At 61.7% G+C, this 24,673-nt stretch carries 26 protein-coding genes; 4 read left to right on the forward strand and 22 right to left on the reverse strand.

The genetic code is table 11. The annotated features are described in order from the left end of the window. Window positions 1-26 precede the first annotated feature (26 nt). The gene (locus NKJ55_RS17760; protein ID WP_352451028.1) at window positions 27-824 is read left to right on the forward strand and encodes a M48 family metalloprotease; all 798 of its coding nucleotides are present in this window, start codon (window positions 27-29) and stop codon (window positions 822-824) included. A 43-nt stretch (window positions 825-867) separates the two neighbouring features. Here NKJ55_RS17760 and NKJ55_RS17765 read toward each other — a convergent pair whose 3' ends face one another. After that, on the reverse strand, window positions 868-2,871 hold the full coding sequence (locus tag NKJ55_RS17765) for a hypothetical protein (protein ID WP_352451029.1): 2,004 nt from the start codon (window positions 2,869-2,871) through the stop codon (window positions 868-870). After that, entirely contained in the window at window positions 2,868-4,397 is a 1,530-nt protein-coding gene (locus tag NKJ55_RS17770) for an NAD(P)H-hydrate dehydratase (RefSeq protein WP_352451030.1), read from the reverse strand. The genes NKJ55_RS17765 and NKJ55_RS17770 overlap by 4 nt, the downstream gene beginning before the upstream one ends. Window positions 4,398-4,754: 357 nt before the next feature. Here NKJ55_RS17770 and NKJ55_RS17775 point away from each other — a divergent pair, with 357 nt between their 5' ends. After that, window positions 4,755-5,093 (forward strand): P-II family nitrogen regulator, encoded by a 339-nt coding sequence (locus tag NKJ55_RS17775; RefSeq protein WP_019857988.1) that lies wholly within the window; start codon window positions 4,755-4,757, stop codon window positions 5,091-5,093. A 53-nt stretch (window positions 5,094-5,146) separates the two neighbouring features. Further along, window positions 5,147-6,556 carry a type I glutamate--ammonia ligase gene (gene glnA, locus NKJ55_RS17780; RefSeq protein ID WP_023675115.1) on the forward strand — a complete coding sequence of 470 codons (1,410 nt, stop codon included), beginning with the start codon at window positions 5,147-5,149 and terminating at the stop codon, window positions 6,554-6,556. Between the two features lie 116 nt (window positions 6,557-6,672). Here the strand turns inward: glnA and NKJ55_RS17785 are convergent, their stop codons facing one another. Continuing rightward, complete coding sequence (locus NKJ55_RS17785) at window positions 6,673-7,713, reverse strand: glutamine synthetase beta-grasp domain-containing protein (protein WP_352451031.1); 1,041 nt, start codon at window positions 7,711-7,713, stop codon at window positions 6,673-6,675. A gap of 319 nt (window positions 7,714-8,032) precedes the next feature. On the opposite strand from NKJ55_RS17785, the gene NKJ55_RS17790 reads away from it, so the two are divergent. Next, window positions 8,033-8,227, forward strand: a complete 195-nt coding sequence (locus tag NKJ55_RS17790) for a DUF2735 domain-containing protein (RefSeq protein ID WP_352451032.1) — start codon at window positions 8,033-8,035, stop codon at window positions 8,225-8,227. A gap of 76 nt (window positions 8,228-8,303) precedes the next feature. On the opposite strand, the gene NKJ55_RS17795 is transcribed toward NKJ55_RS17790, so the two are convergent. The 19 genes from NKJ55_RS17795 to rpsE form a co-directional block, all read right to left on the reverse strand. Continuing rightward, a complete protein-coding gene (locus tag NKJ55_RS17795; RefSeq protein ID WP_352451033.1) occupies window positions 8,304-10,193 on the reverse strand; it encodes an MFS transporter in 1,890 nt (629 codons plus the stop codon). A 187-nt stretch (window positions 10,194-10,380) separates the two neighbouring features. Then, window positions 10,381-11,172: an ATP12 family chaperone protein gene (locus NKJ55_RS17800; RefSeq protein ID WP_352451034.1), complete on the reverse strand. Its 792-nt coding sequence runs from the start codon at window positions 11,170-11,172 to the stop codon at window positions 10,381-10,383. Window positions 11,173-11,174: 2 nt separating this feature from the next. Beyond that, the gene (locus tag NKJ55_RS17805; RefSeq protein ID WP_502904491.1) at window positions 11,175-12,032 is read right to left on the reverse strand and encodes a DMT family transporter; all 858 of its coding nucleotides are present in this window, start codon (window positions 12,030-12,032) and stop codon (window positions 11,175-11,177) included. Between the two features lie 68 nt (window positions 12,033-12,100). After that, window positions 12,101-13,081: an RluA family pseudouridine synthase gene (locus NKJ55_RS17810; protein ID WP_352451037.1), complete on the reverse strand. Its 981-nt coding sequence runs from the start codon at window positions 13,079-13,081 to the stop codon at window positions 12,101-12,103. A 62-nt stretch (window positions 13,082-13,143) separates the two neighbouring features. After that, complete coding sequence (locus NKJ55_RS17815) at window positions 13,144-13,482, reverse strand: DUF190 domain-containing protein (protein ID WP_352451038.1); 339 nt, start codon at window positions 13,480-13,482, stop codon at window positions 13,144-13,146. Next, window positions 13,479-13,850 carry a CrcB family protein gene (locus NKJ55_RS17820; protein ID WP_352451039.1) on the reverse strand — a complete coding sequence of 124 codons (372 nt, stop codon included), beginning with the start codon at window positions 13,848-13,850 and terminating at the stop codon, window positions 13,479-13,481. Before NKJ55_RS17820 ends, NKJ55_RS17815 begins: the two co-directional genes overlap by 4 nt. A gap of 125 nt (window positions 13,851-13,975) precedes the next feature. Further along, window positions 13,976-14,362: a fluoride efflux transporter CrcB gene (gene crcB / locus NKJ55_RS17825; RefSeq protein ID WP_352451040.1), complete on the reverse strand. Its 387-nt coding sequence runs from the start codon at window positions 14,360-14,362 to the stop codon at window positions 13,976-13,978. 31 nt (window positions 14,363-14,393) lie between these two features. After that, entirely contained in the window at window positions 14,394-15,224 is an 831-nt protein-coding gene (locus NKJ55_RS17830; RefSeq protein ID WP_352451041.1) for an aspartyl/asparaginyl beta-hydroxylase domain-containing protein, read from the reverse strand. A gap of 136 nt (window positions 15,225-15,360) precedes the next feature. Beyond that, window positions 15,361-16,671, reverse strand: a complete 1,311-nt coding sequence (locus tag NKJ55_RS17835) for a replication-associated recombination protein A (protein WP_352451042.1) — start codon at window positions 16,669-16,671, stop codon at window positions 15,361-15,363. Between the two features lie 43 nt (window positions 16,672-16,714). Continuing rightward, entirely contained in the window at window positions 16,715-18,202 is a 1,488-nt protein-coding gene (locus NKJ55_RS17840) for a DegQ family serine endoprotease (RefSeq protein ID WP_352451043.1), read from the reverse strand. Between the two features lie 193 nt (window positions 18,203-18,395). Further along, window positions 18,396-18,827 (reverse strand): 50S ribosomal protein L17, encoded by a 432-nt coding sequence (rplQ, locus tag NKJ55_RS17845; protein WP_023675127.1) that lies wholly within the window; start codon window positions 18,825-18,827, stop codon window positions 18,396-18,398. A 43-nt stretch (window positions 18,828-18,870) separates the two neighbouring features. Next, window positions 18,871-19,881: a DNA-directed RNA polymerase subunit alpha gene (locus NKJ55_RS17850; RefSeq protein ID WP_023675128.1), complete on the reverse strand. Its 1,011-nt coding sequence runs from the start codon at window positions 19,879-19,881 to the stop codon at window positions 18,871-18,873. Between the two features lie 183 nt (window positions 19,882-20,064). After that, window positions 20,065-20,454 (reverse strand): 30S ribosomal protein S11, encoded by a 390-nt coding sequence (gene rpsK / locus NKJ55_RS17855; RefSeq protein WP_006205444.1) that lies wholly within the window; start codon window positions 20,452-20,454, stop codon window positions 20,065-20,067. Between the two features lie 143 nt (window positions 20,455-20,597). Next, window positions 20,598-20,966 carry a 30S ribosomal protein S13 gene (rpsM, locus tag NKJ55_RS17860; RefSeq protein ID WP_006205445.1) on the reverse strand — a complete coding sequence of 123 codons (369 nt, stop codon included), beginning with the start codon at window positions 20,964-20,966 and terminating at the stop codon, window positions 20,598-20,600. Between the two features lie 198 nt (window positions 20,967-21,164). After that, window positions 21,165-21,776: an adenylate kinase gene (locus NKJ55_RS17865; protein WP_352451044.1), complete on the reverse strand. Its 612-nt coding sequence runs from the start codon at window positions 21,774-21,776 to the stop codon at window positions 21,165-21,167. After that, window positions 21,773-23,113, reverse strand: a complete 1,341-nt coding sequence (gene secY, locus NKJ55_RS17870; protein WP_023675130.1) for a preprotein translocase subunit SecY — start codon at window positions 23,111-23,113, stop codon at window positions 21,773-21,775. The genes NKJ55_RS17865 and secY overlap by 4 nt, the downstream gene beginning before the upstream one ends. Window positions 23,114-23,304: 191 nt before the next feature. Continuing rightward, entirely contained in the window at window positions 23,305-23,778 is a 474-nt protein-coding gene (rplO, locus tag NKJ55_RS17875) for a 50S ribosomal protein L15 (RefSeq protein ID WP_352451045.1), read from the reverse strand. Between the two features lie 22 nt (window positions 23,779-23,800). Next, the gene (rpmD, locus tag NKJ55_RS17880) at window positions 23,801-23,998 is read right to left on the reverse strand and encodes a 50S ribosomal protein L30 (RefSeq protein WP_006205449.1); all 198 of its coding nucleotides are present in this window, start codon (window positions 23,996-23,998) and stop codon (window positions 23,801-23,803) included. Between the two features lie 24 nt (window positions 23,999-24,022). Next, complete coding sequence (gene rpsE, locus NKJ55_RS17885) at window positions 24,023-24,586, reverse strand: 30S ribosomal protein S5 (RefSeq protein ID WP_006333394.1); 564 nt, start codon at window positions 24,584-24,586, stop codon at window positions 24,023-24,025. Window positions 24,587-24,673 lie beyond the last annotated feature (87 nt).

Below are 24,673 nucleotides of genomic sequence, written 5' to 3' on the forward strand. Positions count from 1 at the left end.
CTCGTTGAAACGATCGAGGCAACCGAATGCAACAACTACTTCGCAAACGCCGGCTACGCTTCCATCAAAACGTGAAAGGCTCTAGCATCGGTGAAGAGCGGCCGTTTCTGGGCCTGCTTGGTCGCAGGGCAATTCTCACCGTGGGCCTGCCGCTGCTCGCAGTGACCGACCAAAAGGGGTTTGCGGCGATCTTGGCCCATGAGGACGCCCATCTGAAAAATAAAGATACAAATGGCGGGCTCAACCTGGCCGAACTCGAAAAGAGCTTCGATCTAATCTTCGACTTCGCCCCACCGGGAAAAACAGTTTCGGGCAGCCTGTTCTACTGGATGCTTGGCCCGCTGTCGCGCACGCTGGAGCGCGAAGAAATACGGTTGTCGCGGCGGGCGGAAATTGACGCGGATCGTCATGCAGCGATGTCCGGCGATGCATATGAAGCGGCCCGCGCCCTGCTGCTGGTCGGTGCCGCCAGTGCGTTCTTCGATGACCAAGTGTATATTCCGCTTAAACGTGAACTGCTTGGCACCATGGTACCGCCTCGTCCACCACTCGAAAGAATTCTGGCGGCCGCCAGTCACCTGTCGAGGCTTCCCATCCTGCAAGAATATGCGCAAAAGGCCAGGGACGCGCCAGATAACGAAAGCGCGGATCATCCGCCCTGGTCCGAACGCTTGACTGCTCTTGGATTTAGCTCGGCTCCAAAGATAGAACCAGTTCTGGTTTCCGCCTTGTCGAGCCTGCTGAGCGATGAGGTCGTCGCCGAACGCGTCCGGCATTTCGACGGTGAATGGACATCGAACATCGCCGACGACCTCGATCGATAGCTGTCCGCCTGGAGCTACTGCGGCCAATGTCAGAGTCGTCGGCCTATTCCGCTTCCGCTGCTCCGAACCCGGCTCCCATCGTCGCGCGGACGGCGCCCGACCACGGCGTGGCGTGATTGTCGATGCGCATCTGGAAGATGAAGTAGGTCGGCGAGCAGAAGCCGATGCCCTTCACTTTGCCGATACCGGGTGTATCCGGCGGCAGCGACTGACACATGTAATCCTCTCGGCAGAAATGGTCGGCCGAGCAGGCAGGACGATTGCCGCGATTGACGGCGCCGCCCAGGCACTGGTCGAAATTATTGGTCGCCACGCAGGTGTCGAATTTCTTGCCGCCAACCAGCCCGCAAATCTCGTTCGGCATCGGCTTGCCCGTCTTGAAGGCGGCAAAGCTGCGATCCCGGTCATCGCAGCCGCGATAGGCGATACCCGCCGGCACACCGATCTTCGGCGGTCGGCAGGTGTAGGCGGCGCGCGAAATGCCCGGCGCGAACGCGGCGAACTGACCGGTGATGGTATACCGATCATTGAAAGGCCGTGCCGGGTTGCTGGCGATGGATCCCGTTAAACAAGGGTGGCCGGAAAACATGTCTTCGCTGTCCTTGGGCAACAGGCATTGCGCCAGCTTGGTGCGCACGCCGGACGCGGTGGTCAACGGCGTGCAGACGGTGCCGCCACCGCATTGCCATGTCGCGCCGAAGCGGGCCGCATCTTCCGGCATGAAGCACGGCATCGCCATTTCGGCCGGCGAATAGGCAATTTCGCCGGCATCGTTCCATGTCGCCGGCGGCGCGAAGGACAGCGGGCGGAAGCGGTTCGGTTCCTTGCCGTCGGTAGTCGCGTGCAGCCAGGCGACGCGGCGCGGGATGTCGGCGTGGAGATGCGGCGAGATGCCGACCTCGATGCGGTTGAGCGGCGAGGTTGTCTTGTCGTCAAGTCCGATAAAATGGAAGCCGGCGGTCGAGCCCGCCTGATGGCAGCCCTGGCAGGCGCCGTTGTCCAGCCGCTCGGCCAGTGCCTCCGGCGTGCGCACCAGCTTCAAGGCGGAATAATCGAGCCCGACAAAATCCGCAGGCTGGAATAATGGCGTAAACGGGTGGTTGGCCTGCCTTGCGCTGCCGAAGGTGGACCAGGAGATGACCTTCCTTGCCAAGAATTCATCGGGGATTTTGTAGATGCCGAGATCGACCGCCGCGACATTGGTGCGGACATAGTCGGCAAGTCTTGCTTTCAGCGCAGCGTCTTCGGCGAGACGTGCCGTGTCGGGCGTGTTTTCCAGCGGCTTTTCGCTGACAGCCGCTCCGTCGATGCCGAAAATTCGCATGAGATAGGCAGCCTGCCCGCCGAATTCGGTCTCCTGGCCGGAGGGGAAGCGCACCACTTGCGCATTGAGCTCGAGCTGCTTGAACGTGAGCGCCGTCCTTTCCAGCGGCCCACCGGTCAGCCAGCCGGCATCGACGCTCTCGTCGAGTTGTGGTGCCCAGCGTCCGGCGACGCCGACACAACCGCCGTCGGCATCCGGCGCGGCATTGTAGACGGCACTGAAATTGAACGGCAGGCGCGAGGCCAAAACCTTGCCGTTCTTCTTGAAGCCGTAGGCGAGGCGATAGATGAAGCGCACTTCGCCGCAACTCGTGTCGCCTTGCAAGGCGGCGAAGTCGCGCCGGTCGAGCCGGTTGACCACGCCGACAAGGCGGAAGCGTGCGGCCTCGGTCCTCAGCCAGCGCATGTCCATGACGCGGCCGACATTGCCGTCGGTCACCTCGTAAAGCGGCCGGCCGCCGGCCTTCATCTCGGCCCGCAATGCCGCGACGTCGCTTGCAACCGCTTCGACGATCGCGTGGTAAGCGGGCGCCTTATCATAAAGCGTCTTCAAATCGCCGTTGCCATCGACGCCGAAAATGCCGGCGAACCCGTAACCGTTGCTGTCGAGAGCGGCGAGAACGGCCGGGTCGTCGACGATCGTCAGCGGAGTTTCGGCGTTCGCAGCCTGCGCCATGAATACGGCGCTGACGATCGCAACGAGCAGCGCGAACATGCGGTTCATTCGGCAGCTATCCCGCGACTTTCGATAAGCTCGCGCAGGACCGGCACCAGCGCCAGCGGCAGATCCTCGGCGATCAGCCCCGGCCCGAAACGGCTGCCGGCCTCGGCATGGATCCAGACTGCCGCACAGGCCGCTTCAAAGGCCGGCATGCCCTGCGCCAGCAGCGCGGCGATGATACCCGACAGCACGTCGCCCGAACCGGCGGTGGCCAGCCAAGGCGCGCCATTGCCGTTGATCGCTGCCCGGCCATCGGGGGCCGCAATCACAGTGTCGGCACCCTTGTAGACGAGAGTGGTGTTGGCCCGTTCGGCTGCGGCGCGTGCCTTGGCGAGTTTGGACAGGTCCTTGTCCTCGGCGATATCTGAAAAAAGCCTGGCGAATTCGCCGTCATGCGGCGTCATCACCAGAGCCGGCGCGCTCGGCCGGCTGGCGGCTTCGAACAGGGCATCCGGCGCGTCGCGAAACGAGGTGACGCCGTCGGCGTCGAGCACCAGTCCGTCGATCCCACCGTCTTGCCCACGAGCGCCATTCAGCACGGCCAGGGCGAATTCGCGCGTCTTCTCACCAATGCCAAATCCTGGGCCGAGCACGAAGGCCGATGGCCGGCGGCTGCCGACGAATTCGTCCACATCCGCGACAGTGTCTAGCTTGCGCAGCATGATCGAGGTCAGATGCGCCGCGTTCACATGGATGGCGTTCGCCGGCGACAGCAAGGTGACGGCCCCTGCCCCGCTCCTGGCCGCGGCAAGCGCCGACAGCCGCGCAGCACCCGTCGCCGACGGCCCGCCGGAAAAGACGCCGACATGGCCGCGTTTATACTTATGGGCGTCGACGGCCGGAACCGGAAAGCGGCCAAGCCAGAGCGCCGGAATGTTCTCGAATGTTCGTGGTTCAAGCTGCGCAACAACACTGTCGCTTATGCCGATATCAGCGAGCACGATTTCGCCGCACAGCTCGCGCCCCGGTAACAAAAGATGGCCTGGCTTTTTTCGCGCAAAGGTCACGGTGATTCGGGCGTGGAAAGCCTGACCGAGGACATTGCCGCTCTCACCGGAGACGCCCGACGGCAGGTCGACCGCGACGACCGGCGAATTCAACTCCGCCACATTGTCGATCGCCTTGGCGGGGTCGCCGGATAGCGGCTTGGACAGCCCCGCCCCGTAAAGCGCATCGACCACGATCGAGCCCGTCTCGGCAACGAAATCGGACAGCGGCCGAGCTTCAACCGGGCACTCCGAGGCAGCGACTGCCGCATCGCTGCCGCCTTTAGGCGATCCGGACGCCCATACCGAGACGTCGACGGCGCTCTCCCGAAGGATGCGCGCCACGACATAGCCGTCGCCGCCATTGTTGCCGGGGCCGCAAAGCACATGGACGCGCGTTGCGTTCGGGTAGCGCTTGAGCACCACGGCAGCAACCGCAGCGCCGGCATTGCGCATCAGGCCGATGCCGTCGAATGGACCAGCGGCAATCGCCAGCCGGTCGGCCTCGGCCATGTCGGACGGAGACAGAAGCTCATTGCTCATGCGGGCGACATGCACATCATTTCCCCAAGCATTGTCCAGTTTTTGATCCGACGCAAACAACGAAGGTCCCCAAGCAATTTGGCGGCGTACATCATTCGGGACGACGGCGCGCAGCTGCCCATGAAATACCCGATCTGCCCAATTTTTGTGCGGACGGCAGGACCGGCGGTGTGTAGGCTCGCGGCATTCATGGCGCATCCAACGCTGCGAATGACGCGAATGTACATTCCCGCGTAGCATGGTATCCAAATCATGTGAGCCCACCCGGCACCCCATCAATTGGCACAGTTCGTGCTTGATTGAGGCGCAAGCGGGGCTCACAACCCGTCTTTTTTGGCAGTGGAGGCCACTTTTTACATGAAAAAGATCGAAGCGATCATCAAGCCGTTCAAGCTAGACGAAGTGAAGGAAGCGCTTCAGGAGGCTGGCCTGCAAGGTATCACCGTTACCGAGGCCAAAGGGTTTGGCCGCCAGAAGGGCCATACCGAGCTTTATCGCGGCGCCGAATATGTCGTCGACTTCCTGCCGAAGGTGAAAATCGAAGTCGTGCTCGGCGACGATGCGGTCGAAGCAGCGATCGAAGCCATCCGCAAGGCGGCCCAGACTGGCCGCATCGGCGATGGCAAGATCTTCGTCTCCAATATCGAGGAAGTGGTGCGCATCCGCACCGGCGAAACCGGCATGGACGCCGTCTGAATTTTCCCGTTAAAAGGCCATGTTCAAACGTCATCACATAGGGAAGCAGGGACATGACGACAGCCAAAGACATCATGAAGCAGATCAAGGACAACGACGTTAAGTTCGTCGATCTGCGCTTCACCGATCCGAAGGGCAAACTGCAGCACGTTACGATGGATGTCGTCGAGGTCGAGGAAGACATGTTTGCCGATGGCGTCATGTTCGACGGTTCCTCGATCGCCGGCTGGAAGGCGATCAACGAGTCCGACATGGTGCTGATGCCGGATTCCGATACGGTGCATATGGACCCGTTCTTCGCGCAGTCGACCATGGTCATCCTGTGCGACATCCTCGATCCGATCTCCGGGGAGTCCTACAATCGCGACCCGCGCGGCACCGCTAAAAAAGCCGAGGCCTACATGAAGGCCGAAGGCATCGGCGACCAGATCTTCGTCGGTCCTGAAGCCGAGTTCTTCGTGTTCGACGACGTCAAGTACAAGGCCGATCCCTACAACACCGGCTTCAGGCTGGATTCGACCGAACTGCCGTCCAATGACGACACCGACTACGAGACCGGCAACCTCGGTCATCGGCCGCGCATCAAGGGCGGCTATTTCCCGGTGCCGCCGGTCGATTCGGCACAGGACATGCGCTCGGAAATGCTCACCGTGCTCGCCGAGATGGGCGTGCGCGTTGAAAAGCACCATCACGAAGTGGCCGCCGCCCAGCACGAGCTCGGCATCAAGTTCGACACGCTGGTCCGCAACGCCGACAAGATGCTGATCTATAAATATGTCGTGCACCAGGTCGCCAACGCCTACGGCAAGACGGCCACTTTCATGCCGAAGCCGGTGTTCGGCGACAATGGCTCGGGCATGCATGTCCACCAGTCGATTTGGAAGGAAGGCAAGCCGACCTTCGCCGGCAACGAATATGCCGGCCTGTCCGAGAGCTGCCTGTTCTACATCGGTGGTATCATCAAGCATGCCAAGGCGATCAACGCCTTTACCAACCCGCTGACCAATTCCTACAAGCGCCTGGTGCCGGGCTATGAAGCGCCGGTGCTGCTCGCCTATTCGGCACGCAACCGCTCGGCCTCGTGCCGCATTCCGTTCGGCTCGTCGCCGAAGGCCAAGCGCGTCGAGGTCCGCTTCCCCGATCCGGGCGCGAACCCCTATCTCGCCTTCGCCGCCATGCTGATGGCCGGCCTTGACGGCATCAAGAACAAGATCCACCCGGGACAGCCGATGGACAAGGATCTCTACGACCTGCCGCCGAAGGAATTGAAGAAAATCCCGACCGTTTGCGGCTCGCTGCGCGAGGCTTTGCAGAGCCTCGACAAGGACCGCGGCTTCCTGAAGGCCGGCGGCGTCTTCGACGACGACCAGATCGACAGCTACATCGAGCTCAAGATGGCCGAGGTGATGCGCTTCGAAATGACCCCGCATCCGGTCGAATACGATATGTATTATTCGGTGTGATCCGGATTGTTGCAGCCAATAGAAAAAACCCCGGCAGAGACGCCGGGGTTTCTTATTGTGATGCGATTGGAGAGAAAGTCACAGCGCAGACCTGAGGTCCACGCCGTGACGAATGCTCAAGCCGCGGCCGAAACCTCGGCGCTGGTCGGGACGGAGGCGATCGTCTTCAATATCTGCGAGGCGATCTGGTAGGGGTCGCCCTGCGAGTTCGGCCGGCGATCCTCGAGATAGCCCTTGTAGCCGTTGTTGATGAAGGAGTGCGGCACGCGAATCGAGGCGCCGCGATCGGCGATGCCGTAGCTGAACCTGTTCCACGGCGCAGTCTCGTGCTTGCCGGTCAAACGCTTGTCGTTGTCCGGCCCGTAGACGGCGATGTGATCCATCAGGTTTTTGTCGAAGGCTGCCATCAGCGCCTCGAAATAGCCCTTGCCGCCGACTTCGCGCATATAAGCGGTCGAGAAGTTGGCATGCATTCCCGAGCCGTTCCAGTCGGTGTCGCCGAGCGGCTTGCAGTGGTATTCGATGTCGATGCCGTACTTCTCGGTCAGGCGCTGCATCAAATAGCGCGCCATCCACATCTGGTCGGCGGCCTTCTTGGAGCCCTTGCCGAAGATCTGGAATTCCCACTGGCCTTTGGCCACCTCCGCGTTGATGCCTTCGTGATTGATGCCGGCGGCAAGGCAAAGGTCGAGATGCTCCTCGACGATCTGCCTGGCGACGGAGCCGACATTGCTGTAGCCGACGCCAGTGTAGTACGGGCCTTGCGGCGCCGGATAGCCACTCTCGGGGAAGCCGAGCGGGCGGCCGTCCTTGTAGAAGAAATATTCCTGCTCGAAGCCGAACCAGGCGCCCTCGTCGTCGAGAATGGTGGCGCGCTTGTTGGACGCATGCGGCGTCACGCCGTCCGGCATCATGACCTCGCACATGACGAGAGCGCCATTGGTGCGGGCGGGATCGGGATAAACGGCGACCGGCTTCAAAACGCAGTCGGAGCTGTGGCCCTCGGCCTGCATGGTCGAAGAACCGTCGAAGCCCCACAGCGGAAGCTGGTCGAGCGTCGGAAACTCGGCATAGTCCTTGACCTGCGTCTTTCCGCGAAGATTGGGAACCGGGGTGTATCCATCGAGCCAAATGTACTCGAGCTTGTATTTCGTCATTCTAGCCTCTCGTTGCTTGATCACCGAACCCTGGATGGCGCCGGGGCGAGCCGGCCTATCCAGCAGCCGACCTGCCGGATTACTAAAATGCAATTCGTGTGCCATTCTCGCCGGCGATGGATGCGGCAAAAGTGAGGTTGTATCCGCCCAAAATCGCTGGTCCGCCGTCATGCTGCGCTCGGATCATCCACAAGCATATTTTGCACAAATAATGTGCAAGTACTGATCTTTTTGTAATCATGTTGCCTATTTTGATTGCTGAACCTATGTTGGGGAAAGGTTGAATCGGCAAGGTTCTGTCGAAGAAAGGAAACCGACAATGGAAATCACTTCCACTCGTCAGTCGGCCAAAATCCTGATGTTCCCGGTGGCAGCGCGCGCTTCTGCCTCAAATTTAAGCGGAAAGGCTAAGTTCGCGGCAGAACTTGCTTCGTTGCGCAACCGCACGGATTTCGGAAGTGCCTGGTATCATGAAGCAGCGATCGAGGAAGCGAACCAGGATCGGAAGAGCTAAGCCCTGCGCTCGATAAATTGAAAAAGCCCGGCGCGATCGCTCGCGCCGGGCTTTGCTTTGAACCGGACAGGCCGGCTTACTGTTTGGTGTGCAGGTCCGTTCCGAGCGTATCCCTGACAAAGATCATGCCGATGATCAGCGACATCGCCGCGATCACCACCGGGTACCACAGTCCATAGTAGATGTCGCCCTTGTAGGCGCTGAGCGCGAACACCGTCGCCGGCAGCAGCCCGCCGAACCAGCCATTGCCGATATGGTAGGGCAGCGACATGCCGGTGTAGCGGATGCGGGTCGGGAACATCTCGACCAGGATCGCGGCGATCGGCCCGTAGACCATCGTGACGAAGATCACGAGGATGAGCAGGATACCGATCGTCATCGGCCAGTTGACCGCCGCCGGGTCGGCGAACATGGCGAAGGGACCACCGCCCGGTACGGTGTAGACGGTGACCTCGGGAGCTCCCGCGGCCTCATCGGCAGTCAGCAGCTTGTCCTTGATCGCCTGGTCGGTCGGAACCATGGCCTTCTCGCCGGCGCGGATCGCGGCCGCATCGAGCTTCAGTTCGGGATTGGCCGCGATGAAGGCTTCGAGCTTCTGATCCGGCACCTTCGCCGCTGCCCGTTTCAGCGGATAGCCGCCGTCCTGAAGCGCCGTGTTTACCGCCTTGGCGAAAACAGCGTCCTTGGCCTTGGCTTGATCGCCGGCTGCGGTGGCGTCATACGACTCAACCGTCTCGTTGCCGATTTTGACCGACGCAGCAGTGCCGGGCGCTGCCGTGGCCACTACGTCATAAGGCACCGAGTTCTTGGTCAGAAACGAGGTGGCGATATCGCAGGACGTGGTGAACTTCGCCGTGCCCACCGGGTTGAACTGGAACTTGCAGTCTCCCGGTGCCGCGGTCACCGTCGCACGGGTGTTCTGCTGCGCTGTGGCGAGCGCCGGGTTGGCTGCCCAGGTCAGCGCCTTGAACAACGGGAAGGTGCAGACGATCGCCAGTGCAAGGCCGGCCATGATAATCGGCTTGCGGCCGATCTTGTCGGAGAGCCAGCCGAACACGACGAAGAAGATCGAGCCAACAGCCAGAGCAATCGCGATCATGATGTTGACCGATTGCGGATCGACCTTGAGCACGTTCTGCAAGAAGAACAGCGCGTAGAACTGGCCATTGTACCAAACTACGGCCTGACCGGCCGTGAGGCCGAGCAGCGCCAGCAGCGCGATCTTGGCGTTCTTCCACTGACCGAAGGCTTCTGACAGCGGCGCCTTGGAGCCTTTGCCTTCGTCCTTCATGCGCTGGAAGGTCGGCGATTCAGAAAGCGACAGCCGGATCCAGATCGAAATGCCGAGGAGGAGGAAGGAAACGATGAACGGAATGCGCCAGCCCCAGGCGGCGTAGGTTTCCTTGGTCATCGACCCCTGGACGATCAGGATGACGATCAGCGACAGGAACAGGCCGAGCGTTGCCGTCGTCTGTATCCACGACGTGTAGTAGCCGCGGCGATCGTCGGGTGCATGCTCGGCGACATAGGTGGCGGCACCGCCATACTCGCCACCGAGCGCCAGGCCTTGCAACATGCGCAAGATGATCAGGATCACGGGAGCGGCGATGCCCAAAGTCGCATAGCCAGGCAGCAAGCCGACCAGGAAGGTCGACAGGCCCATGATCGTCATGGTGACAAGGAAAGTGTATTTACGGCCGACAAGGTCGCCGATGCGGCCGAACAGCAATGCGCCGAACGGGCGCACGAGGAAGCCAGCGGCAAACGCCAGCAGCGCGAAAATATTGCGCGTCGCTTCCGGAATGGTTGGACTGAAAAAAGTCGAACCAATGAACACTGCCAGCGAGCCGTAGAGATAAAAATCGTACCATTCGAAAACGGTGCCGAGCGAGGAAGCGAAGATGACCTTCTTCTCCTCGCGCGTCATGCCGCGGCTTGTTTTGCCGGCGGTCGATGCCATTGCCATGAGCGTATCCTCCCGTGTGATTCCGTCAGTCCTCGATGCTGCGCGTCATCGTCCGCGTTTCCTCGGAACGCAGACTCAGTGCAGCCACCAGTACAAAAAATGACAGAAAGCGCCGTCCAGAGGCAGACCGTCTTTGGGATTATGACTTTGGTCTAATGTGCAGTGCGAAATAGAAACGACGGTGCGGTCAGCCTTTGAGAGCTTCGAGCAGCGTGACTGCCGCCATCATGTCGCGCTTGCGGGCCGCGCGGTGCGCGACGGCCTCGGCATCATGGCCCCATTGCTCGGCCTGCCAGTCCTCGTCGACATGACCGGCAGCCCAGGCCGCCTCGCCGTCGAGCTCGCCGAAGTCGACGGCCAGCGCCAGCAGCGCCGATCCGGTCAGCGACGTCATGACGTGGATGGCGGCAAGGCGCAGCGGATCGGCACGTTGGGCAAGATGCTGGCCAAGCAGCGCGATACTCTCGCGCGGCTGTTCGACATGGATCACGCCTTCGGCAAGATGGAACCGGGCGCCGAGCGCGCTGCGCACCCAGTCGATGACCGGATCCCAATGCTCGTTCTGCCGGTCGACGAGTCCTTTGGGCGCATCGGCGCGGTAGCAGAGCAGATCGGACGAGGCAAAGCGCAGGATGTCCTCCAGCACGGCCTGGGGATCACTGGCGACGCCATCGATTGCCGTATTGACCAGACGCATCACCGGCATCGTCACCGGGTTGATGGTCTCCTCCTGTGCGGCGAATTCCTCGGCGACGAGAGCAGCCGCCTTTTCGGTCGGCAGCTCCAGCAGCGCCTTGGCCGGCGTGCGGACGGGCTTGCCATCGAGATGGACGGCAAAACCGTCTTCGACCGGTGCTACCGCGACGGTCTTGTAGAAGCGCTTCGGCAGCGGCGTCTTCATCTGGATCTGGGCGCGACGCACCGGGTCCGGATCAGAGAGCAGCTTTCCAGCTTCGAGGTCGTTCAATATATCGCGCATGCTCATCCGGGACTTTGTTTTCGGGCCGGCCGGTTGACGATGATGAGTCCGGCGGCGATCAGGGCGAGTGCCAGGAAGATACGAACGGTCAGCGGCTCGTTCAAGAACACGGCGCCGCACAGCACACCAAATACCGGCGACAGGAAAGTGAAGCTCGACAGTCCAGATGCAGGGTAGCGCCGCAGAAGCCAGAACCACAGCACATAGGTGAAGGCGACGACATAGACGGCCTGGAACAGCAGAGCCAAGGTCGGCAGAAGAGTAAAGCTGCGGACGGGCGGCCCGGCAAAGGGCATCACCAAAATGCCGACGACAGCGGCTCCGGCCAGCTGATAGAGCAGCAGCTTTTCGGCGCTGGCCGTCACCAGCTTCGACCGCTTGATGACGATATTGGTCACGGCCCACAGAATGCCGGCACCGAGACTGAGCAAATCGCCACCCAATGTTGCGCCGCCATTGGCGCTCAGTTTATCGGAAAACACCGCGATCAATCCAGCGAAAGCGAGCAGAAGACCAACGAGCTTGCGTGCCGTGATGCTTTCGCCCAGCAGGAAATGACCGCCGACCAACATCCAGAACGGCATGGTGTTGACCAGCAAAGTGTTGCGCACGACAGTGGTATGCTCGAGCCCGATATAGAGAAACAGGAACTCGAGACCGAAAAGCGCGCCTGCCAGAATGCCGGCGACGAGGGTCTTGTCGGGCGTGAACAGCGCAATGCCGCGCCAGCGGCACCAGCCGAAAACACACAAGCCGCCGATCACCGAGCGGGCGATCGACAGGAAAACGGGATCGTAGCCGGCATAGGAGATCTTGGCGGCGACGTAGTTCAGCCCCCAGGAAAAAGTCAGCCCAACCATGATGGCGGCTGCCGCCAGATCGACCGCGTCACGGCGGTCGAGGGTTTCTGTGGCGACGCCCACCAGCGCTAGTCCTCGGCACTCTGCTCGTCGAAACCGAGCAGGTTCCAGCTCTGGCGCATATGCGGCGGCATCGGTGCGGTGACGTCGACAAAGCCCTTGTCGGGATGCGGGATAACGATGCGGCGCGCGTGCAGATGCAGCCGGTTCTGCATGCCGCCTGGAAAATCCCAATTGGTGTCGGCCTCGAAATATTTGGGGTCGCCGATGATCGGGCAACCGATATGGGCGGCATGGACGCGAAGCTGGTGGGTGCGCCCGGTGTAGGGTTCCATTTCCAGCCAGGACAGCGTCTGCGCCGCCTGCTCGACTATGCGGTAATAGGACACGGCGTGATCGGCGCCCTTTTCGCCGTGCTTGGCTATGCGCACACGATCGCCGTCGGGCGTCGGTTCCTTGATCAACCAGGTCGAGATCTTGTCCTCGCGCTTCGGCGGCACGCCCTTGACCAGCGCCCAGTAGGTTTTCTTCGTCTCACGCGCCCGGAACGCTTCGGCGAGCTTCATGGCGGCGAGCCTTGTACGGGCGACAACCAGCACACCCGACGTATCGCGGTCGAGCCGGTGCACCAGGCGCGGCTTCTCGCCCTTCTGGTTGCGCCAGGCTTCCAGCATGTCGTCGACATTGCGGGTGACGCCCGAGCCACCCTGCACTGCCAGGCCGGCCGGCTTGTTGAAGACGAAGACCTTCGGGTCCTCATGGATCAGCATCTTTGCCAAAACGTCGGCGTCGCCCTGGTTGCGGATCGAATGACCGGTGAGCGGGCTTTCGCCTTTCTTGTCCACTTCGAGAGGCGGCACACGCACCGTCTGGCCGGCTTCGACGCGGGTATCGGCCTTCACCCTGCCGCCGTCGACGCGGATCTGGCCGGAACGCAGCAGCTTCTGCAGATGACCGAAACCGAGACCGGGGAAATGGCTCTTGAACCAGCGATCGAGCCGCATGCCCGCCTCGCCGGCGTCCACTGTGATCTGTTCAACGCCTGCCATGATTCCAATCGCCGTTTTGCAGGCATGCAACGGCATTCGCCGGTACCCGCAATCTCACTCGCTTATTCGTTGTCGGTTCCATATTGCAGAACCTGAACTTTCTCCAGCGTAATCAAACCACTTGTCATGATTGTTTCAAGCACGGGCAGGAAAGCGGCCAATTTTTCCTCGTCATCGACGATCTCGATGACGAGTGGCAGATCCTCCGATAGGCGGAGGATCTTCGTGGTGTGAAGCCGGCTGGAATGGCCGAACCCCATCGCGCCGCGCAGGACGGTCGCGCCGGCTATCTGCATTTCGCGGGCCCTCAGCACAATAACCTCATACAGCGGACGGCCATCTGCCCTGTCGTTTTCGCCGATAAAGATGCGCAGCAATTGTGCCTGTGTTGGTATCTTCATTGCCTGGACCCTCTCAGCCGGTTGAGCCGAACTGCAAAGATGTGGCCAAGCCAGACGGCGGCAAGCCAGGCCACCACGGAGATCGCGATATTGAGTCCCGCCGCCACAAACCTCCCCCCTTGCGCGAGGATGAGTGTTTCAAGGCTGAAAGCGGAGAAGGTCGTCAGGCCGCCGCAGAAGCCGGCCATGAAGAATTGACGTTGCAGCGGACCGGCGAAGACGCGACCATCCGGTCCCGTCAATGTCGCGTAGAAGCCGATGAGGAACGAGCCAACAATATTGACGAGGAGCGTGCCGAAGGGAAATCCAGCGCCCCACAGGGCAGTGCTCGTCGATGAGGCAAGCGCCCGCAACACACCGCCGATCATGCTGCCTGCGGCCACGGTCGCATAGAGCCGAACCGTTTCGTTGGTTCTGCGACGGCCAATGAGGCGCGCCGCCTGCCCTGCCGCGGCAGCGTCCGTCCCGTCGTGGCGGAGCTTCCGCGGGCCGCTCACCGCGCCCCGCTGCCAATCAGAAGACTTCCGGCGGCAAAGCCCAGCGTCACGCCGCCGAGGCTCAGAAAAACCGAAAGCAGCACATTTCCGCCGGCGCGCCGCCATTCGCCCTCGCGCGCCAGCGCCAGCGTCTGCAGGCTGAAGGAAGAAACCGTGGTATAGCAGCCGAGGCCGCCGGTAACGGTAAAGGCCCAGATGGCGGGCATGCCGTCGCGCGCCACCGCATGCGCAACGACGCCGATTGCAAACGCTCCCGAGACATTGACGGCCATAGTGCCCCAGGGAAAGGTCTCGCCGACCCGGCGGGCGACGAAGCCGGACAGGAAGAAGCGGGCCATTGCACCGATCGCGCCACCAAGGCAGACAAGCAACAGATGATACATCGTGCTCCCTCGCGCCGGTCACACCATGGTGTCAGGCGGCTCCGGCCTTCTTCGGCTTGCTGGAGCCGATCATCTTCCAGTTCTTGTAGAACATGGCATTGATGCGCTCGACGCTGACCGAAACGATGGCGAGAAGAGCGGCAATCATGCCGGGAAATGGCGATGGCCGGATGATGTCCATGAACACGCAGTAGCGGCGCCCATCATATTCGTTGACCGATCGGTGCAGCAGCGTGTCGTCGAAAATATAGAGCGGATTGTCGTGCCAGTAGTTCCTGGCGTTGTTGCACTCGACGAAAACCTCGGCCTTCACCGGGAGAAGATTGTAGAGAATGCGCAGGCTGAGCCGCAGCGGTCCGAAATGCCAGGAGGTCGATTCCCTGCCCCTAAACACCGACACGGCGATGGTCTTGATGTATTTGAAATCCTTGTTGAATTCGGCAACGTTGTCGATTTTGTGCTTGCCATACCACTGGTAGACATACATGCCGCGCCGGCCGCTGCCGAAATTGGCGTCGATATCGGCGATGATCTCGTCCTTGCGCGCTTTGAAGACGTCCAGAACCTCGTTGACCTCACGCTGATAGTCCGGAGGAAACTGGTCCAGTTTCCAGACACCGCGGTTTCTGTAGCACAGCAGATCGACCAGCAGATTGAAGGGCGAAAGCAGCCAGGTGAAGATGCCGTTGCCGAGGAAATAACCACTGAACAGGGCCCAGTTCTTGTTGTCGTTGCGCAACACGTCGATCAGGCCGAGGACAATGAAAATTGTCGTCAGGATGGGAATGAAATAGAAGCCGAGCGCCAGCAGCGGGATCGCTATGGCGAACTTCCGGAGGGTCTTGCGAGTTCTTTTTGTCATTTTTCCACGCGCCAGGCGCGATTCCGTTCTGAATATCGTCGGTACGTTTCTGGCCTGTCCGCCGGCCGAAGGCGCATCTTGATAGGGTTTTTTATCCCGCCAGACAACGGCGATCACACCAGTGTGCGACTGGCAGCTACTTTTCCCGCTCGCTGCGCAGCTTCGCCCAATAATCCAGCCGCTTCCTGATATCGCGCTCGAAGCCGCGCTCGGGCGGGTCGTAGAATGTCTGCCTTCCCATCTTCTCCGGAAAATAGTCCTGGCCGGAAAAAGCGTCGGGCTCGTCGTGGTCGTAGCGATAGCCGGCGCCGTAATCTTCCTGTTTCATCAGCTTGGTCGGAGCATTGAGAATGTGCTTGGGCGGCAGCAGCGAACCGAATTCCTTCGCCGCCTGTGTGGCGGCCTTGAACGCGGTATAGACTGCATTGGATTTCGGCGCGGTGGCGAGATAGACGGTCGCCTCGGCGAAGGCCAGTTCGCCCTCGGGCGAGCCCAGATAGTCATAGGCGTCCTTGGCGGCGTTAGCGACGACGAGCGCCTGCGGGTCGGCCAGCCCGATATCCTCCATCGCCATGCGCACCAACCGGCGCCCGAGATAAAGCGGATCTTCGCCGGCGTCGAACATGCGGGCGAGATAGTAGAGTGCCGCGTCGGGGTCGGAGCCGCGCACCGATTTGTGCAAGGCGGAGATCAAATTGTAGTGGCCGTCCTGTCCCTTGTCGTAGATCGGCGCGCGGCGCTGGACGATGCGCTGCAGAGCTTCGGCGCCGAACACCTCCTTTGATTTCGCTGCGCGCCAGACCTCTTCGGCGAGCGTCAGCGCCGCGCGGCCGTCGCCGTCGCTCATGCGGATGAGCATCGCCCGCGCGTCTTCATCGAGCGGCAGCGCCCTGCCCTCTGCCTCTTCGGCCCGCGCCAGCAGCTTGGCGATACTGTCCTCGCCGAGTGAGTGAAAGACCAGCACACGCGCGCGCGACAAAAGCGCGGCGTTAAGCTCGAAGGATGGATTCTCCGTGGTGGCGCCGACCAGCACGACGGTGCCGTCTTCCATCACGGGCAGAAAACTGTCCTGCTGGGCGCGGTTGAAGCGATGGATCTCGTCGACGAACAGCAGCGTCTGGCGGCCGTTCGAGCGGCGCAGCTTCGCTGCCTCGAACACTTTCTTCAGGTCGGCAACGCCGGAAAACACGGCCGAGATCTGTTCGAAGGCGAGGCTTGTCTCGCCGGCAAGCAGCCGTGCGACCGTGGTCTTGCCGGTGCCGGGCGGGCCCCAGAAGATCATCGAGCCGAGCGAGCCGGAGCCGATCAGCCGCGTCAGCGCGCCGTCGGATCCGGTCAGATGCTCCTGGCCGACGACCTCGCCGAGGTTCTTCGGGCGCAGACGGTCCGCCAGCGGCCTGCCGGGCGGCGTCTTTTCCGGTTCATCGACACTGAACAGATCGGCCATGCAACTTCTTCTGCCTGGAGCCCGATCATGCTGACGTTCGGGCTCAGTAACGCAACACCTGGCGCAGTATCTGCCCGCCGCGCTCGACGGTAAAGCGCCACCAGCGCGTATCCTGCTGGGCTACCTGTTCCAAGGTCGCCGCCTTGTCGATCGTCAGGCCATTGACCTCACGCACGATGTCGCCTGGCTGGAAGCCAAAATCGGCAGCAGGCGAATCGCGGTTGATGTCGACCACGGTGACGCCTTTGACATCGGAGCGCAGACCGAGCCGTTGGGCAAGCCGTGGCGACAGTTCAGCAACCTTGGCACCGGAAAACGGGCTGCGGCCGCGCAATGTGAGTTCCGCAGCTTTGGCGCCCTCAGGCGGCCGTTCCAGCGCGATGTCCATCGTCGCCTGCTGACCCTTGCTCAGAACGCCGAAGCTGGCATTCGTACCAATCGACAGCGTCGCCATCCGGTAGTCCAGCGCCCCGACGCTCTCGACCGGCTTGCCATTGAGCGACAGCACTACGTCGCCCGGCTTGAGCCCTGCCTTGGCGGCGGGTCCTGCCTCTTCGACCGAAGAAACCAGCGCGCCGGTCGGTTTGTCGATGCCAAGCGATTCGGCAATCTGCGGCGTCACCGCCTCGAACTCGGCACCGGCATACGGCCGCTCGAAGAAGTCGAGCCCGGCCTTGGCCGCGTCGGCGAAGGCGCGAACCATGTTCGAAGGGATGGCAAAGCCGATGCCGATCGAGCCGCCGCTACGGCTATAGATCGCCGTGTTGATGCCGATCAGCTGCCCTCCCATGTTGACCAGCGCGCCACCGGAATTGCCGGGGTTGATGGCGGCGTCGGTCTGGATGAAGAAGCTGGAATCGGAGACGCCGATATGGCTGCGCGCCACCGCCGAAATGATGCCGCTGGTGGTGGTCTGGCCGACACCGAACGGATTGCCGATCGCCAGCACCAGATCGCCGACCTCGAGCGCGTCGGAATCGCCGATAGCGATCACCGGGAACGGCTTGTCAGAAGAAATCTTGAGCACGGCGAGATCGAGCGTCTCGTCCTTAAGCAGTACCTTGCTGTCGAATTCGCGCCCATCGGCGGTCGCGACCTTGACCTGGTCAGCGTCCTTGACGACGTGGAAATTGGTGACCACGACGCCGGTCGGATCGACCAGCACCCCCGAACCGAGCGAGGACTGCGCGCGCGGCTGCGAGCGGCCGAAGAACTCCTCGAAGAACGGATCGCCGTCGAAGGGCGACGTCACCTTGGCGGTCTGCGAGGCGTAGACATTGACCACGGCCGGCGCCGTCTGCTTGACCAGCGGCGCGAAGGACAGCTGCACCTCCTCGCGGCCGAACGGCACGCGCTTGTCGGGGCCGGAGGTGGCGTTTTCGCCTTCGACGCCATGCAATAGATCCGTCAGCACGTCGGACAAACCGGGATCTGGCTTGGTCTCCTCCGCTAGCGCGTGCCTGGCCGCCGGCACGACGGCCAGCGCCATCAAGGCGCAGATCAGAACAAGGGACAGCCGTTTAACGCGCATTCCGAATCCTCCAAGTCGGGCGCCATTGTCCTGACGATTGTGCAAAATGAAAGGCTAAGCCGCTGAAATCCGATTATTTTGGGTAGTCGCCGCAAAAACCGGTGACAAAACCCCTACCAGCCCTGCCAGGTACCTTCGGAAACAGAAAAAGGGGCCCGGAGGCCCCTTTTGAACTTCTCAGAAAAACCGAGCCTTATGCGGCTGCGGCTTCCTCTTCGGTGCCTTCGGCCTCGATGCGGGCACGGTCGCCGGCGCCCTTGGCCGAGGTGTCGCGGTCGACGAATTCAATGACGGCCATTGCGGCATTGTCACCGTGGCGGAAGCCCGCCTTCATGATGCGCAGATAGCCGCCATTGCGGGTGGCGTAGCGCGGCGCGATGGTATCGAACAGGCGCTTGACGACGCCTTCATTGCCGATCTGGGCAATCACCTGGCGGCGAGCGTGCAGGTCGCCGCGCTTGCCGAGCGTCACCAGCTTCTCGACGATCGGACGCAAATCCTTCGCCTTCGGCAGCGTGGTGAGAATCTGCTCGTGCTCGATAAGCGACACGGCAAGGTTGGCAAACATCGACTTGCGATGGCTTATGCTGCGGGCGAACCGGCGGCCTTTAAATCCGTGGCGCATGGCTCTTCTCCTTCATTGCGGGTTCAAGAGGCTCTCTCAAGCCTCAATATTGATCTTCGTAACGCTTGGCGAGGTCTTCGATGTTTTCCGGCGGCCAGTCCGGCACTTCCATGCCGAGATGCAGGCCCATCGCCGCCAGGACTTCCTTGATCTCGTTCAGCGACTTGCGGCCGAAGTTCGGGGTGCGCAGCATCTCGGCTTCGGTCTTCTGAATCAGGTCGCCGATATAGACGATGTTGTCGTTCTTCAGACAGTTGGCCGAACGCACCGAAAGCTCGAGCTCGTCGACCTTCTTGAGCAGCGCCGGGTTGAAGGCAAGCTCGGTAACCTGTTCGGCGGCGACTTCCTTCTGCGGCTCGTCGAAATTGACGAACAGGCCGAGCTGGTCCTGCAGGATGCGAGCGGCGAAGGCCACCGCGTCCTCGCCCGAAATCGAACCGTCGGTCTCGATGGTCATGGTCAGCTTGTCATAGTCGAGAACCTGGCCCTCGCGGGTGTTCTCGACCTTGTAGGAGACCTTCTTGACCGGCGAATACAGGCTGTCGACGGGGATCAGCCCGATCGGCGCGTCCTCGGCGCGGTTACGGTCGGCCGGCACATAGCCCTTGCCGGTATCGACGGTGAATTCCATGCGGATTTCAGCGCCTTCGTCCAGCGTGCAGATGACGTGGTCGGGATTGAGGATCTCGACGTCGCCGACCGTCTGGATGTCGCCGGCGAGAACCGCGCCCGGTCCCTGCTTGCGGACGACCATGCGCTTGGGGCCGTCGCCTTCCATGCGGATGGCGATTTCCTTGATATTCAAAACGATGTCGGTCACGTCCTCGCGGACGCCGGCGATGGACGAGAATTCATGCAGAACGCCGTCGATCTGCACGGCGGTTACAGCCGCGCCACGCAGCGAAGACAGAAGCACGCGGCGCAGCGCGTTGCCGAGGGTGAGGCCGAAGCCGCGCTCGAGCGGCTCGGCGACCAGCGTGGTCAGCGTCTTCTTCTTCGACGAGAACTCGATCTTGTTCGGCTTGATCAGTTCTTGCCAATTTTTCTGGATCATAGTGCTTTCCTTCCGTTGTCCCGCCACCATCCAATCGTGGCGGGCGACCTGGAATGCCGTGGAGGAGCGCCCTTGAGGCGCTCGCGCGGCGTTCGGTAAATTCTAAAGCGCGTCGCGCTTTAGGTTTTTGCTTTTATGCATGTCGCTGCCCCAAAACCGCTTTACACTTTTGGGCGACATGCATTAGACGCGGCGCTTCTTGCGCGGGCGGCAGCCATTGTGCGGGATCGGCGTCACATCACGGATCGAGGTGATGGTGAAGCCGGCAGCCTGCAGCGCGCGCAGCGCCGATTCACGACCGGAGCCGGGTCCACAGACCTCGACCTCGAGCATGCGCATGCCGTGTTCCTGGGCCTTCTTGGCAACATCTTCTGCGGCCATCTGGGCAGCGAACGGGGTCGATTTGCGCGATCCCTTGAAGCCCTGGGCTCCGGCCGACGACCAGGCAATCGAGTTACCCTGCGCGTCGGTGATGGTGATCATCGTGTTGTTGAAGGTCGAATTGACGTGGGCAACGCCCGACGAGATGTTCTTGCGTTCGCGACGGCGAACACGAGCGGCTTCCTTGGCCATGATGGTCCTTTCAGTTGATCTCTACACCGCCGTAATGCCAGCGGCTCCACCTGGTGAATGGTGAATGGTAAAATGGTGAATGGCCACAACGTCGGCTCTTGGCCTTCGTCACCATTCACTATTCACCCTTGACCATTCACAAATTACTTCTTCTTTCCGGCAATCGACTTGGCCGGGCCCTTGCGGGTGCGCGCATTGGTATGCGTGCGCTGACCACGAACCGGCAGCGAGCGGCGGTGACGCAGGCCGCGGTAGCAGCCGAGGTCCATGAGCCGCTTGATATTCATCGAAACTTCGCGGCGCAGGTCGCCCTCGACCTGGTAATCACGATCGATGGTCTCGCGGATCTGCAGCACTTCCGCGTCGGTCAGCTGGTTGACGCGGCGCTCGGCCGGGATGCCGACCTTGTCGACGATCTCCTGGGCGAACTTCTTGCCAATGCCGTGAATGTATTGAAGCGCGATGACGACGCGCTTGTTGGTCGGAATATTGACGCCGGCTATACGAGCCATGTTCTTCTCTTCTCCATATAGGCCGGATGAGCCGGCGCTTCAAGTTGCCCCGCGTCCGGTGGAGGCCGGCCCTTGCGGGAGTTTCCAGTTCAAAGCGGCCTGCCTTGCCCTTGCGGACAAGCAAGCCTCATGCCTGATAGGAAGACGGGCCGCCATACCCCAGCGGACCGCTCCAGTCAAGCGCAATCGTTCGATTCTCTAGCCGGCCGCCTGGCCGACTTTCCGGGTCCTCGCCCTGAGCACCGCCTCGATCTGCTGCGTCACCGCATCGATGTCGGCCATGCCATCGACGCCCCTGAGTTTGCCCTTGGCGTAGTAGTAGCCGATCAGCGGCGAGGTTTTCTTGTAGTATTCCCTCAAGCGTTCTTCGAACACCGCTGGACTGTCGTCCTTGCGCACCGGCAGGCCTGCGGCCTTGGCTTCTTCGGCGCGCTTGACGATTCGGCCAACCAGCGCCTTGTCGTCGACAACAAATTCGATGACCGCGTCTAGCTCCAGTCCGCGATCCGACAGCATTTCCTCAACGGCGTCCGCTTGCACCAGGGTTCGCGGGTACCCGTCAAGGATGAAGCCGTTTGCGCAATCAGCTTGATCGATGCGCTCGGCCACGATGGCGTTGACGATAGCGTCGGACACCAGTTCGCCAGCGTCCATTACCGCCTTGGCGCGCTTGCCGACTTCGGTGCCAGCCTGGACAGCAGCACGCAGCATGTCCCCCGTGGAAAGCTGTGGGATGCCGTGTCGTTCTACCAGTCTTAGTGCTTGTGTCCCCTTGCCCGCCCCCGGCGGTCCAAGCAATATCAACCTCATCTGGCCTTTTTCCCCCCGCGCAGCTTCGACTTCTTGATCAGGCCCTCATACTGGTGCGCGATCAGGTGACCCTGAATCTGCGCCACCGTATCGAGCGTTACACTGACCACGATCAGGAGCGAAGTGCCACCAAGGTAGAACGGTACGCCAGTCGCTGAAATCAGGAACTCGGGCAGCAGACACACCAGCACCAGATAAATGGCGCCGACGACGGTGATGCGGGTGAGCACATAGTCAATATAGTCCGCAGTGCGCTCGCCCGGACGATAGCCCGGGATGAAGCCCGAATGCTTCTTGAGCTGGTCGGCGGTGTCCTTCGGATTGAAGACGATCGCCGTATAGAAGAAGGCGAAGAACACGATCATCGCCGCGTAGAAGGCCATATAGAGCGGCTGGCCGTGGCCGAGCGCCGCCAGGATGGTGCTGGCCCATGCAGGCATATTGGTGGTCTGCGAGAAGCCGGCAACCGTTGCCGGAAGCAGCAGCAGCGACGAGGCGAAGATCGGCGGAATGACGCCGGAGGTGTTAAGCTTCAGCGGCAGATGCGAGGTATCGCCCTGGAACATGCGATTGCCGACTTGGCGCTTGGGATACTGGATCAGCAGGCGGCGCTGGGCGCGCTCGAAGAAGACGATCAGCGCGATGACGATGATGGCCAGCACGATGATCGCCAGGATCAGGCCGGTCGACAAGGCGCCGGTGCGGCCAAGCTCCAGCGTGCCGGAGATGGCGCGCGGCAGGCCGGCGACGATGCCGGAGAAGATGATCAGCGAAATGCCGTTGCCGATGCCGCGAGCAGTGATCTGCTCGCCAAGCCACATCAGGAACATGGTGCCGCCGACCAGCGTGACGACGGTAGAGATGCGGAAGAACATGCCGGGATCGTTGACGATGCCGTTGCCGCCCTCAAGCCCGACCGAAATGCCGTACGCCTGAACCAGCGCCAGAAGCACGGTGCCGTAGCGCGTGTACTGGTTGATGATCTTGCGGCCCTGCTCGCCTTCCTTCTTCAGCGCTTCCAGCGACGGAATGACCGAGGTCATCAGCTGCATGATGATGGAGGCCGAGATATAGGGCATGATGCCGAGGGCAAAGATCGCCATGCGCTGCACGGCACCGCCGGCGAACATGTTGAACATGCCGAGCACGCCCTTGCTCTGCGACGAGAAGGCCTGGGCGAAAGCGTCGGGATTGATGCCGGGCAGCGGAATATAGGTGCCAAGGCGGTAGACGAGCAGCGCACCGATGGTGAACCAGATGCGCTTCTTCAGATCCTCGGCTTTGGCGAAGGCCGAAAAATTCAGATTCGAGGCCAGTTGTTCAGCAGCCGAAGCCATGCCTGATTCTCCGCTTGGTCACGCTCGATGCCCGCAGCTCAGGCGGCGCGTGTCACCGAAGCTCACGAGATAAGCTCCGGACTGCAAACATGCAAGCGGCCGCGTTGATGCGGCCGCCACATCTGTCGGATCAAAACACGACCGCAGGCAAAACCGAATTCCACCTTTGCCGACCGTGCTTCAAATTGCCGTTACTCGGCGGCTGCCTGCTCAGGCAACTTCACCGAGCCGCCGGCCTTTTCGATCTTCTCGACCGCGGCCTTGGAAGCACCGGCAACGTCGAAGGCAAGCTTGGCCTTGATGTCGCCGTCCGAAAGGATGCGCACGCCGTCCTTGACGCGACGGATGACGCCAGCCGCAACCAGCGCCTCGGCCGTTACAACTGTCTTGGCGTCGAGCTTCTTGGCATCGAGCGCCGCCTGGATGCGGGCCAGCGACACGACGGTGAAGCTCTTGGCGAAGATATTGTTGAAGCCGCGCTTCGGCAGGCGGCGGTAGAGCGGCATCTGGCCACCCTCGAAGCCGTTGACGGCGACGCCGGAGCGCGCCTTCTGGCCCTTGACGCCGCGACCGGCGGTCTTGCCCGAACCGGAACCGATGCCACGGCCGAGACGCTTCTTGGAGTGCGTCGCGCCGTCCTTGTCACGCAGATCATTGAGTTTCATCTGGGTTCTCCTGCGCTCTGGCTCAGCCCTCGTCCACGACGCGGACGAGATGCTGGACGGCAGCGATCATGCCGCGCACCGAGGGCGTATCCTCCAGCGTGCGCTGCTTGTGCATCTTGTTGAGGCCGAGGCCGACCAGCGTTGCCCGCTGCTCCTTCGGCCGGCGGATCGGCGAACCGATCTGCTCGACGGTGATGGTCTTGGTTGCTTTCTTGGCCATGGTCAAATCCCTGGTCAGCGTCGACTATTCTTCAGCCGCAACGGCGGTGCCGCGGCGGGCCTGAAGGGTCGAATACTTGATGCCGCGCGCGGCAGCCACATCCTTCGGATGCATCTGGCTCTTCAGCGCGTCGAAAGTGGCACGAACCATGTTGTAGGGGTTCGAAGAACCCATCGACTTGGCGACCACGTCATGCATGCCGAGCGTCTCGAAAACGGCGCGCATCGGGCCGCCGGCGATGATGCCGGTACCTTGCTTGGCGGCGCGCAGCAGAACGCGTCCCGCGCCCCAGCGTCCCTCGACGTCGTGGTGCAGCGTACGGCCCGAGCGTAGCGGCACGAAGATCATGTCGCGCTTGGCCGATTCGGTCGCCTTGCGGATCGCCTCCGGCACTTCGCGCGCCTTGCCGTGGCCGAAGCCGACGCGGCCCTTCTGGTCGCCGACGACGACAAGTGCCGCAAAGCCGAAGCGCCGGCCGCCCTTGACGACTTTGGCGACACGGTTGATGTGGACGAGCTTGTCGACCATGCCGTCGTCGCGCTCTTCGCGATCACGGCCGCGGCCGCCATCCCTACGTTCCTGTGCCATATCCTGTTCCTTGTTTTTTTCCGGAAGCACGGTTGATGATGATATCCGGCACCTCTGCGGGTCGCCGGGGGCGAAAACTCTTTTTTC

Source organism: Mesorhizobium sp. M0106 (assembly GCF_040322715.1).
Taxonomy (GTDB): domain Bacteria; phylum Pseudomonadota; class Alphaproteobacteria; order Rhizobiales; family Rhizobiaceae; genus Mesorhizobium.